The following is an 11,800-nucleotide window of genomic DNA, read 5'->3' as shown; positions in this document are numbered from 1 at the left end:
ACAGCTGACGCATACTAATAGGACGCAGGCTTAACCAGGGAGATGCGGGTTCCGCAGTCAGTATTCGGTTTTGAGGGCACAGCCCCCAGAGATTCCTCGATAGCTCAATGGTAGAGCACTCGGCTGTTAACCGAGTTGTTGTAGGTTCGAGCCCTACTCGGGGAGCTGAGTGGATATTGCGATAGGAAGCCTATAAACAAGAGTGTTTATAGGCTTTTGTGCACTTTGGATAAAAAGCATATGTGCGGAGGTATGAACATGAGAGACAGAGAGAAAGCAAGAAAAAGGGCTCAGGAGCTGGTGGGCAAGATGACCCTGGAGGAGAAAGCTTCCCAGCTGAGGTTCGATGCGCCGGCCATCCCCAGGTTGGGAATACCTGCATACAACTGGTGGAACGAGGCGCTCCACGGTGTGGCCAGAGCAGGGGTGGCGACGGTCTTCCCTCAGGCCATCGGCATGGCCGCCGCCTTTGACGCGGCCCTAATGGAAGAGGTAGGGCAGGCCATCGCGCAGGAGGGCCGTGCGAAGTATAACGCCTACAAGGCAGAGGGAGACAGGGATATCTATAAAGGGCTCACTTTCTGGTCCCCTAATGTGAATATCTTCCGCGATCCCAGGTGGGGCAGGGGACATGAGACCTATGGGGAGGATCCTTACCTGACAGGAGAGCTGGGCAAAGCCTTTGTGGAGGGGCTGCAAGGGGACGGAGAGCATCTGCAGGCTGCGGCCTGTGCAAAGCATTTCGCGGTGCACTCCGGCCCGGAGGGGGAGCGCCATCGCTTCGATGCCAGAGTCTCTCAAAAGGATTTGTGGGAGACCTACCTTCCCGCCTTTGAGAAGCTGGTGAAAGAGGCTGGTGTGGAAGCGGTGATGGGTGCCTACAACAGGACAAACGGGGAGCCCTGCTGCGGCAGCAAGACCCTGATAGAGGATATCCTGCGGGAGAAATGGGGATTCCAGGGACATTATGTGTCTGACTGCTGGGCCATCAAGGATTTTCATACCCAACACATGGTCACCGACACGGCCGAGGAGTCCGCGGCCATGGCCCTGAAGGCGGGCTGCGACGTGAACTGCGGCGTCACCTACCTGCATCTTTTGAAAGCCTGTCAGGACGGCCTTGTGACCGAGGAGGAAATCGGACAGGCGGCGGAGAGACTCTTCACCACCCGCTTCCTTCTGGGATTGTTTGACGAGACAGCCTATGACGGCATCGGCTATGACCGGATTGAGTGCAAGGAGCATCTGGAGCTGGCAGAACGGGTCGCAGCGGAGGGTATGGTGCTGCTGAAGAATAACGGCTTGCTGCCCCTGAAGAAGGAGGGCCTGAAAACAATCGGGGTCATAGGTCCCAATGCGGACAGCCGCAAAGCCCTGATAGGCAATTACCACGGAACATCGTCCCGCTACATCACCGTTCTGGAGGGAATCCAGGATGCCCTGCCGGATGCGAGGGTGTACTATTCCGAAGGATGCCACCTCTTCCAGGACAAGGTGGAGGGGCTGGGACACAGACAGGACCGCATCTCGGAGGCGCTGAGCGTGGTGAAGAACAGCGATGTGGTGATTCTCTGCGTGGGGCTTGACGAGACCCTTGAAGGGGAAGAGGGAGATACGGGAAACAGCTATGCTTCCGGTGATAAGGCAGATCTTCAGCTCCCCCAGTCCCAGAGAGAGCTGATCGAGGCGGTGCTGCAGGCGGGCAAGCCTGCGGTGGTGCTGAACATGACGGGCAGCGCTATGGATTTGCGGTACGTGCAGGAGCATGCCGATGCGGTGCTGCAGGTGTGGTATCCCGGAGCCAGGGGCGGCCGGGCAGTGGCGAAAGCGCTGTTTGGAGAAATCTCTCCGTCCGGAAAGCTGCCTGTGACCTTCTACAACAGCACGGAGGAGCTGCCGGCTTTCGAGGATTATTCCATGAAAGGCCGGACATACCGGTATTTCCAGGGCAGGCCCCTGTATCCTTTCGGCTATGGCCTCACCTATGGGGACGTGAAGGTGGAGTCGGCGGAGTGCGGCGGACAAAAGTGGACTGCGGGCACCACCAGCAGCCTGGAATGGGACGTGACCCAGGACATGACCGTCAAAGTCAGGATGAAAAACCAGGGCCATATGGCCACTGGAGAAGTGGTACAGGCCTATGTGGAGGCGCTGGAGTCCGACTACGCCGCTCCCAACGGAAAGCTGTGCGCGTTTGGCCGTGTATTCCTGAACGGCGAAGAGACCGGCGAGACAGAACTGATTATCGGGAATGATGCTTTTACTGTAGTCAACGAGGAAGGGGAAAGAATCGTAGATGGCGGGAAGTTCCGCGTCAGCATAGGATTGGGTCAGCCGGATGAACGTACCAGGGAGCTGACAGGGAAGGACTGTATCGTGTTTACGGTGGACAGAAAATAAATTTCCCATATGGAAAAATGGTCAAGAGGCGGGCTGACTGGGCAGAGAAATAGGCAATGCAGTACAGACAGATTATTATCTGGACAAGGGCTTGACGAAGGTAGCTGCCAATGTAAACATAGTTCTGGACAGTGATAGCACAGATATTGCTCTGAGCCCTATAAACCGGGAGAGCTGATGCACCATGCTGACATGCTCTCCGGCAGCCAGGCCAGCGGAGCCATTATCAGCGGTATGCCTTCAGAAGAGATGTACCAGAAAGGAATATTTATGAAATGCCCACCGATATGACGGCGGAAAACGGACAGGGGCCAGGGGGCTTAAGGGGGACTACCTGCTCTGACGCAGCGGCGACAAGAACATTGCCTGTACAAAACATAAGGAAATATTTCGCCCGGAAAAGCCGAATGAAAAATTGCCTGAAAAAAGTCCCCTGAAAAAAACAAAAAACACTTGCAAAACGCATATAATTGTGGTAAGATACCTTTTGTTAGGTCATTGCTAAAGCAGTATTCTGATAAAGGGACTTACCGGGAAACAGAACCGGAAAGGGCACACGGCTCCATGGTCAAGCGGTTAAGACATCGCCCTTTCACGGCGGTAACACGGGTTCGATTCCCGTTGGAGTCATCTTTGTTTCATTGAAAGAATGGCCTGCAAGGAAATACAGCGTAAGGCGCAGTAGCCAAGTGGTAAGGCGTGGGTCTGCAACACCCTGATTCACCGGTTCAAATCCGGTCTGCGCCTCTGAAGAACCCCGATTCATGCGGGGTTTTTTACTGCCTTTTTTTCCCTGCGATGGAAAAACAACATAGTGTTGCAAATTAAGCTAGGTCTTATTGCGCTGAAAGAGGATAAGGAGCTGACGCTGGAAGTGCCTGCAGGCTTTGGCGACGCTGATGTTCTTTCTTGTGATGACCAGCTGTTTACCATTTCAGGGAGGAAGCGATAGTGGTGAACCTGCTGTCGGATGATGGCAGCGGATAAGCATTGAAAAGAAAGGGAATGAAAAGAGGGGATTGAGAATGATAAAAAACGGTATTGACTGCATAGAGCAGTATGACAGTTCGTTCCGGGGAAAGCGTCTCGGCCTGATTACCTCGGTGGCGGGCCTGACAGCCGGATTTGAGAGCACAATCAATGTGCTGCACCAAAAATACCATCTGGCGGCAATGTTCTCGCCTGAGCATGGCGTGCGCGGGAATGTTCCGGCAGGAGGAATGGTGGACACATACACCGATTCCGTGACGGGAGTGAAAGTCTACAGCCTGTACAGCGGGGATTCACACAGGATGACCCGGGAGATGCTGGATGCCGTGGATATGGTGGTATACGATATACAGGATGTAGGGACGCGTTATTACACCTACCTGTATACCATGCTCTATGCCCTGGAGGATTGTGCGGGAGCTGGAAAGGAATTCGTCATACTGGACCGCGTGAACCCTCTGGGGGACCGGGTGGAGGGCAATGTCCTGAAACCGGAATTCAAATCTTTTGTGGGCGGTTTCCCCCTGGCCATGCGCTACGGACTGACGATTGGGGAGTTCGCCGGCATGGCGGATGATGTCCTGGGACTCCATGCGCAGCTGAGCGTCATTCCGGTGGAAGGATGGAAGAGGGACATGCTTTATCCGGAGACAGGGCGCTGCTGGATACCGCCCTCCATGGGGCTGCCCGGCTTTGACGCCGCGCTGATGTATCCGGGATTATGCCTGTTCGAGGGCACGAATCTGTCGGAGGGGAGGGGGACTACCCGGCCGTTCATGGAGATTGGAGCGCCTTTTGTGGACGCCCGGGAGCTGACAGATGCCATGCAGGCCAAGGGCCTGAAAGGCGTGGCGTTCACAACCGCATACTTTACGCCTGCCGCCTCCAAATACGAGGGGGAGGCCTGTCAGGGCGTCAATCTCTATGTGACAGATATGCGCGAGGTCTCGCCTGTGGAGGTGGGAATGACATTGCTGTATGAAATCATGGACCGTTATGGGGAAGAAGCCCGTTTCCTGCCCCCCGTGAAAGAGGGCGGCAGACAGTTCATAGAATTGCTGTGCGGTTCGGACATATTGACAAGGCAGAAAAAGAGCCTGTCCGAGCTGCTGGAGGAGTTCGGGGGGGAGAGCAGATCTTTCTCGGAGCAGAAGAAGCGATATCATTTATACGAATGAAAATAAACGAAAAAAGCTGCCGACAACAGCGTATCCGTGTGAATCCAGGCGGATGCTGTTGCCGGCAGTCTTTTTTCGTTGTAAGATTCTTATTACATCTGTCTGGAGGCCTGGCTCACGGACAGCAGCTTCTGGCGCATCTCATCCTCGATTCTGACCAGTTCCTGCTCCGCGGTCCGTCTCTTTGCCCGGCCGTCCTCCTGAATCTTCATGACCTCGTCCAGGGTACTGATCAGAGTCTGGTTGGTGGCGGTGAGGGTCTCGATGTCCACGATGCCCCGCTGGGTCTCCCTGGCGGTCTCTATGGTGGCAATCTTCAGGGTCTCGGCGTTTTTCTTAAGCAGCGCGTTGGTCATGTCCGTCACCTCCCGCTGGGCCTTTGCGGCCTCGGTGGAATGGTTTAAGCCGATGGCGATTACCATCTGGCTCTTCCACAGGGGAATGGTGTTCACCAGCGTGGACTGTATCTTCTCCGACATGGCGGTGTCGTTGCTCTGGATCAGGCGGATCTGGGGCGCCATCTGCATGGAGATGGTCCTGGTCAGCTCCAGGTCGTAAATCTTCTTTTCAAAGCGCTCGCACATGGAGGCGAAATCATTGGCAGCCTGGGTATCCTCGGGAAGCCCGCTCTGCTCCGCTTTGGCCAGGAGCGCCGGGAGTTCCACCGTCCGGGCATGCTCCAGCTTCTGCTTGCCTGCCAGGATGTACATGGACAGCTCCTTGAAATAGTTCAGGTTCAGCTCATACATCTTATCCAGCATGGCGGCGTCCTTTAACAGGGTCACCTGATGGTCTTCCATCACACGGCAGATTTTATTGATATTGCCCTCTGCCTTGTCATATTTTATCTTCAGGTTCTCCAGCTTGTTAGAGCCCTTCTTGAAAAAGCCAAGGAACCCTTTCTCTTCTTCCTCATTGTTGAATTCTTTCAGTTCGGCCACCACGCCTGCCAGCATCTGCCCGATTTCCCCCATATCTTTGGTGCGCACATTGCTCAGGGCGCTCTCGGAAAAATCGGCAATCTTCTTCTGGCTGCCCGCACCGTACTGCAGCACCATCTGGGTATTGGTGATGTCGATCTGGGAGGCAAAGTCATTCACCATCTTCTGCTCTTCGGGGGTCAGCACCACTTCCGGCACTTTCTGGGTGGCCTCCGACACTGTGGGCACCTCAGGAGCCTCGGGCTGTGAAAAGGGTTCAAAAGTCAGGGTAGGGCCCTGGTTCAGCATTTCGTCTAAATCATTGCTCATTTTCGTATCCTCCAGTCTTTGCTTCAATCCTGTCAGTTTGGTTCAACTCATTCATTTTCGCCGGCGGCAAAAGCCATCTCTTTCATCAGTCCCTCTCTGGCCAGCATGGACTTTAAGACCTGCGCGTCCGTGGTGGCATCGAACACCGCATCCTGGAACAGAGTGTTGAGGAGCTCGCGGAAAGCCTCATTGATGGTATCCAGCGTGTTTTCTATTTCCGACTTTGCCTTTACGATGTCCGGCCCCGGGGAGCTGACCCGGTCGAATTCCTCATAGGATTCCACCAGCTTTATGGTGGTGGGCAGATAATAATTCATCAGCTTGTGCATACGCGGCATCTGCTCGGGATGGGTCCGCACGCTGTCAAAGATATCCTTTAACAGATTCTCCAGGCAGAACAGCTTTGCCGAGATGACCTCGCCGGGAATCCTGTCATTCAGGTTCCGGAGCTTGCGTATATACTCCATGCCCTCACGCACCATAATCTGCAGTTCCGATTCCTGCTCTCTGGAAACCTCCGGCGCAGGTTCCGGCGCCTGGGCCGCGCCCCTGTCCTCCAGGGCCCTGCGGTTTTCGGCTTCCCGAATCTGACGGCCGTGCTCTGCCTCCAGATACTGCCGGTATACCACATCATTCAACATGAAACAGGTCTTCTGCTGATCCAAATGCCCCTCGGGGAAAATGCCCAGAGCCAGCATTTTCTGCAGATCTTTCACGACATACTGCTCGCTTTTGCCGGTGCCTGCGGCCAGCTTTGCGATTTCTCCGTATACCCGGTAATCACACAGCTGCAGATAGCGCTGGGCCCGTTTCAGGCGTTTTTTCTGGCCGATTCCGAAACGTATCATGCCGTAAAAGCCTGCCAAAAACAGGAAATTCACAATCCATCCTCCCAGCGTGGTATCCCCCGCCAGAAAGACGAATATCCGGAAGAAAGTCACCAAGCCGGTGATTCCCAGTCCGATGCCGCCGAATACCTGGTACAGCACATTGGAAACACTGCCCACTTTTTTGACCTTGATAGCAGGGAGGGACTTGCGAAAAACCTGAGGAGAGCGCTGGCGGTTCTCCAGGTCCTGCTGCCGCCTGGCCTGCTTCTGGCGCTCCCGCTCCATAGCCCTCTGCTGCCAAAGGGGAATATCAGGCGGCGGCCCATCCTGCGTCCCCTGCTCCGGAGAATCCTGAGCACCGCTACTGCCTGTCCACTGCTTCGCCGCATTATTCAAAGGTACCCGTCTGCCCACCTCATTCAGAGCATCCGCCACAGTCTGGGAAACCAGATCGTTCAGATTCTTAAAATCCCCGTTCTGCAAAGCCTCCGAAAGAGCGCTCTTAATCTGCTCCCCCGTCCCGCTCCAATTTCGACTATCACTCATACCAAAAACCTTCTTTAATATATTTGTTCTCTCCGCAACACAACTTCTTCTCACACTATTATGGCACAACCTGGCCCCATCCGCAACAATTTTATCCTTAATTCTCTCTGAAGAGATCGTCCCTGGTGATGTTGTTGAGCCATTTCCCGCTCCGGTAATGCCGGATGACCCAGGGCCATTTGACGAACTCGTCGGTGCACAGCAGGAAATACACCCACAGCACCGGGAACTTCAGCACGAAAGCTGCCAGGAACCCCAGGGGAACCGCGTAGCACCACATGTCGATGGCATCACAGATAAAGCCGAAGCGGCTGTCGCCTCCTGCCCGGAAGACCCCGGCGATCAGGGTAGTGTTCACCGCGGCGCCCATGACATAGTAGGTATTGATCAGCAGCATATATTTCAGATAGTGCATGGCGTCTTCCGTCAGGGTGGCGTATTTCAGCACAAAGGGAGTAGCCGCCAGTACGATCAGCCCGCCGATGGCCCCGGTGATTACCGTGAGCTTCATGAGTTTTCCGGCATCCGCCCTGGCCTCCTCCAGCTTGTTCTCTCCAATCACATTCCCCAGAAGTATCCCTCCGGCGCTGGCCATGCCGAAGCACAGGATGGTGCCGAAGTTGCGTACCACCACCACAAAGGAATTGGCGGCCACCGCGTCCGTGCCCAGATGCCCCATGATGACGGAGTACATGGAGAAAGCCACGCTCCAGATGATGTCATTGCCCAGGGCCGGCAGGGAGAGCCTGACGAAGTCGGAGAACAGGAGCCTGTTTTTGGCAAAGAGATACCGGAAATCCAGCTTAATGTCCTTGCCAAGAGCCGAGACAACGAAGCATGCTCCCAGCTCGATCAGGCGGGAGGCGGAGGTGGCGATGGCTACGCCCATGGCCCCCAGCTTCGGCGCGCCCAACAGGCCGAAGATGAAGACTGCATTCAGGATGATGTTCAGGGAAAAGGCCAGCACATTCATGAGCGTGCTGACAGTGACCCTGCCGATGCTCCGAAGGACAGCCAGATAGACCTCCGTGATGCCCCAGCAGAGGTAGCTGACGCTCATGAAGCGCAGATATGAGGCGCCGACGGCGATCAGCTCGCTGTCATTGGTAAAGACGCGCATCATGCCCTCCGGGACGAACAGCGCCGCGGCGGCGAAGAGCAGGGCGAAGCATAGGGAAAAGCGCATGGCGATGCCCTCCACCACCTGGATCGCTTTCATGTCCCCTTTCCCGTAATACTGGGCGCAGAGCATGGTAGCCCCGGTGCCCAGGCCGTAGAACACCATGAAGAGCACATTGGCGTACTGGGAGGCCAGGGAGACGGCGGATATGGAAGATTGTCCCACGTAATTGAGCATGACCACGTCCGCGGAGCTGACGGCGGCGCTTAGGAGATTCTGGATGACGATTGGCAGGACGAGCCTGAAAATCTGGATGTAGAACACATCGTCTTTGATTCGGTTCTTCTTTTGCATGGCAAACCTCCATTGGATAAGAGTCAGTATGACTTATCTTATCACAATCATTTCTGTAATTCAATGGGGGAACAGGCACCGCGGTGTCCGGCGCTTTTCATCTGATTTGTACATAGGATAAGGCGGATTCGGACATACTGGCTGGTATGATGAGAAAAGGGATGCCGCACGAATTTGATTATTATGTCCTGCTGTTTTTTGTCATGGCTTTTATCGGCTGGCTGTGGGAAGTGGGGCTGTTTTTCTGTATGGAGCACGCGTTCATCAACAGAGGGGTGTACAGGGGGCCGTATCTTCCGATTTACGGGATGGGTGGGCTGGCGCTGTGTTTCCTGCTCCGTTCCTTTCGGAGAAAGCCGGTCAGGGTGTTTCTCCTGTCCATGCTGCTCTGCTCCGGGCTGGAATATTTCACCAGCTGGTTCCTGGAGCGGCTATGGGGAATCCGCTGGTGGGATTACAGCGGGCATTTCTGCAACCTGAACGGGAGAATCTGCCTGCTGGGGGCGGTGGTCTTCGGCCTTGGAGGGACGGCGCTGGTCTGTCTGCTCCTGCCGCTCTATGACAGGCTGTATCCGAAATTCCCCAAAAAAGTGCGGATGGTACTGTGCCTGATTCTGTTGGCGGTCTTCATCGCGGACATCACCTACTGCGCCGTGCGGCCCAATACGGGGGAAGGGATTTCCTGGAGCTAAGGCCTGGAAATCTTCTGGAACGGTCATGCATATTTCACATTTGACAGGGACAAAAGGGGACATGCGCTTTTGTCCTTTTTAAATGCCCTTTTGTCCCTTGCATTTCCTTTTCAGACAATCTATGCTGACAGTGCAGACGAAAATGTGGATGCAGGAAAGAAAGAGAGGAAAAGGAAAATGAAGCGTTACAAATGGAAAAAGGTAGCCGCATGCATCATGGCAGCGGCAATGCGGACAGCACAGCGGACTCCGGCAGCCCGGAAAGCGCCCCGCCTCTAAGGAGGTTTCCGCCGGGGAACGAGGGTATTGAGCGGAACCCCAAATACATCTCCAGAGTGTTCAAGGAGGAGACCCAGGAGGGAATCCTGGACTATATGAACCGGCTGCGGATCAAAAAGGCCCGGACTCTGATCAAATCCGGAAAGTTCACGCTGGAGCAGATCGGTGAGATGGTAGGGTACGCCAGCATGAAGACTTTCCGGAGGGCTTTCCGGAAAGAGACCGGGATGACGCCTGCGGGCTATCGGGACAGTCTGCTATGATGCCGGGGAGGGCGCTGCTTTTATCTCGCGGCAGCTGATGTGCCCGCCGTCCCTGACAGAGAGGCCGATGACGCCGTTGAGATAAGGATGGAGCTCGTCGGTGACATCAAACATTTTACGGCCATTCGGTGTTACGATGAAACGATTTCCGATTGCCGTCACAGCGATAGTCCTCTATGGGAGCGCCCAGCCGCACGCCGATGACTTTCGCCAGCCGGCGTAGATTTTTTCAATATATTCCGGGTTCATAGTGCCATTTTTTGCCTCCTCTTTCCGTTGGGAATACTTTATTTCCAGACAGGGTAGCTGTGGTTTTTCACATGCTTTTTCCATATAAGGTAACTCAACAGGCTGCGGAAAGCCAGATCGGCGGCGTAGCCGATCCAGATGCCGGGAAGCCCCAGGCCCAGCCTTATGCCGAACAGCCAGGACGCGCCAATATTCAGCAGGGAGCCTGCGATGACCATGAAGAACGGCATACGGACATCGCCGATTGCTTTCAGGCAGGCTATTATCAGGGAGGCTATACAGCGGAACAGTTCCATGGCAATCTCCGCTTTCAGGATCACCATGCACTGATCCAGGATCTGGGGGTCGTCTGTGTACATGGCAAAAAAGCTTCTGCCTATGAGCAGGGCGATGACTTCCAGCGCCACCGTAGCAGCGCATACCAGCCGGACGCTCTGGCGGAAATACCGGATCAGCCGCTCTTCGTCCCGCATCCCCAGGCTTATCCCGATCAGGGTAGAGGCGACGATGGGAATGGAAGAGGCCGGCAGGATTATGTAATTGATTAAATTTGCGGTATAGCCCTTTACCAGAAGCGCCTGCGTGCCCAAGGCCCCAATCATGGAGACCACTATCGTCTGGGAGAGCACATAGATGACGCTCTCCATTCCGCTGAATATGCCCAGGCGCATAATCTGGCCGGTGGTGGCCCGGAAACGGGACCGCCAGTTGGAGCGGAAGAACTTCAGGCGGATGTCCTTATCTTTGGCGGCCCGGCGGATATAGAAGATGCCGCCCAGGATATGGGCCAGGATGGCGGCAAGGGCATACAGGCTGATGTTCTGTCTGCCTGCGGGAACCAGCCACAGGATCAGGGCCTCCCACAGAATCCAGCTGCCGTTGATGAGGCAGCTCCCCGCCATGGCGGTCTTCATATTGCCGATTGCCCGGAAAGCAGTGGCGAAGGTGGCAGTGATGCCCTGGAAGACCGACAGACCAAGTACTACTGATAAGTAGTCGCCGGACATGGCCCACAGATCCGAGGGGACATGTATCATGCGCATGATGAAATTGCCTGCGCCGAACCAGATGGCAGCCAGCAGAAGCCCCAGCAGGATATTGTCGATCAGGCCCACTGTCAGAATCTGGCGGCCCTCCTCATACTCCTTTCTGCCCCAGCAGGGCGCCAGGAGGATGCTCTGCCCCGCATAGAAGACAGCGAAAGTGGTCAGCATCAGCGAGGAGAAAGTGCCCACCGCTGTGGTGGCGGCTATCGCCTGAGGGGAGAAGCGGTTGAGGATCATTTGGTTGATGCTGCTGCAGATATAGGCGAAAATCAATTCCAGCACGATTGGGTACAGCATTCCGTACAAGGTGTAATCCCTGGCCCCCGAGCCAGTTCCTGCGATCCATTTCTTCTGAGCTGTCTTCATCATCTTCGTGCACCCCGACACATAAATTTTCATAAAAAAAGCCAAAGCCCTGATTTTCCCATCCCGCGCAAGGTAAGTTGGCAATGTGCTGTTTGAAGAGTATAGGTGAAACTCTTTCTCTGCTGCCGCGCTCCTTTACGCGTGATGGCCGGCGGGAATGAACCCGCCAAAATGGCTTTGGTTATTTTCTTAGATGTATTTTAGTTTCATCCACAGCGAATGTCAACAAAAATATGA

Annotated in this window: 9 protein-coding genes and 3 tRNA genes; 7 read left to right on the top strand and 5 right to left on the bottom strand. The window is 55.0% G+C overall.

The genetic code is table 11. From position 1 onward, the window contains the following. Positions 1-93 precede the first annotated feature (93 nt). The 5 genes from NFS35_RS09260 to NFS35_RS09240 all read left to right on the top strand — a co-directional run bounded on the left by NFS35_RS09260 (position 94) and on the right by NFS35_RS09240 (position 4,568). A tRNA-Asn gene (locus NFS35_RS09260) sits at positions 94-165 on the top strand. A gap of 93 nt (positions 166-258) precedes the next feature. Beyond that, positions 259-2,400 carry a glycoside hydrolase family 3 C-terminal domain-containing protein gene (locus NFS35_RS09255; RefSeq protein WP_251206842.1) on the top strand — a complete coding sequence of 714 codons (2,142 nt, stop codon included), beginning with the start codon at positions 259-261 and terminating at the stop codon, positions 2,398-2,400. Between the two features lie 558 nt (positions 2,401-2,958). Continuing rightward, positions 2,959-3,030, top strand: a tRNA-Glu gene (locus NFS35_RS09250). 45 nt (positions 3,031-3,075) lie between these two features. Next, positions 3,076-3,147 (top strand) — tRNA-Cys (locus NFS35_RS09245). A gap of 278 nt (positions 3,148-3,425) precedes the next feature. Then, entirely contained in the window at positions 3,426-4,568 is a 1,143-nt protein-coding gene (locus tag NFS35_RS09240) for an exo-beta-N-acetylmuramidase NamZ family protein (protein ID WP_251206841.1), read from the top strand. Positions 4,569-4,660: 92 nt separating this feature from the next. Here NFS35_RS09240 and NFS35_RS09235 read toward each other — a convergent pair whose 3' ends face one another. From NFS35_RS09235 to NFS35_RS09225, 3 genes are all read right to left on the bottom strand, one after another. Next, positions 4,661-5,818 carry a toxic anion resistance protein gene (locus NFS35_RS09235; RefSeq protein WP_251206840.1) on the bottom strand — a complete coding sequence of 386 codons (1,158 nt, stop codon included), beginning with the start codon at positions 5,816-5,818 and terminating at the stop codon, positions 4,661-4,663. A gap of 47 nt (positions 5,819-5,865) precedes the next feature. Continuing rightward, positions 5,866-7,194 carry a 5-bromo-4-chloroindolyl phosphate hydrolysis family protein gene (locus NFS35_RS09230; RefSeq protein WP_251206839.1) on the bottom strand — a complete coding sequence of 443 codons (1,329 nt, stop codon included), beginning with the start codon at positions 7,192-7,194 and terminating at the stop codon, positions 5,866-5,868. 97 nt (positions 7,195-7,291) lie between these two features. After that, complete coding sequence (locus tag NFS35_RS09225) at positions 7,292-8,668, bottom strand: MATE family efflux transporter (RefSeq protein WP_251206838.1); 1,377 nt, start codon at positions 8,666-8,668, stop codon at positions 7,292-7,294. Positions 8,669-8,829: 161 nt separating this feature from the next. Here NFS35_RS09225 and NFS35_RS09220 point away from each other — a divergent pair, with 161 nt between their 5' ends. Both NFS35_RS09220 and NFS35_RS09215 read left to right on the top strand, forming a co-directional pair. After that, entirely contained in the window at positions 8,830-9,360 is a 531-nt protein-coding gene (locus NFS35_RS09220; RefSeq protein WP_251206837.1) for a putative ABC transporter permease, read from the top strand. Positions 9,361-9,551: 191 nt separating this feature from the next. Continuing rightward, the gene (locus tag NFS35_RS09215; RefSeq protein ID WP_251206836.1) at positions 9,552-9,902 is read left to right on the top strand and encodes a helix-turn-helix domain-containing protein; all 351 of its coding nucleotides are present in this window, start codon (positions 9,552-9,554) and stop codon (positions 9,900-9,902) included. Here NFS35_RS09215 and NFS35_RS09210 read toward each other — a convergent pair. Further along, on the bottom strand, positions 9,897-10,064 hold the full coding sequence (locus NFS35_RS09210; protein WP_251206835.1) for a hypothetical protein: 168 nt from the start codon (positions 10,062-10,064) through the stop codon (positions 9,897-9,899). The two genes, NFS35_RS09215 and NFS35_RS09210, sit on opposite strands and share 6 nt — an antisense overlap. A 125-nt stretch (positions 10,065-10,189) precedes the next feature. Then, a complete protein-coding gene (locus tag NFS35_RS09205) occupies positions 10,190-11,566 on the bottom strand; it encodes an MATE family efflux transporter (RefSeq protein WP_251206834.1) in 1,377 nt (458 codons plus the stop codon). Positions 11,567-11,800: the final 234 nt, after the last annotated feature.

This window comes from Acetatifactor aquisgranensis (genome assembly GCF_943193215.1).
In the GTDB taxonomy this organism is placed as follows: Bacteria; Bacillota; Clostridia; order Lachnospirales; family Lachnospiraceae; genus Acetatifactor; species Acetatifactor aquisgranensis.
The sequence above is the reverse complement of the archived record's forward strand: the minus strand, read 5'-3'. Positions and strand labels throughout refer to the sequence as shown.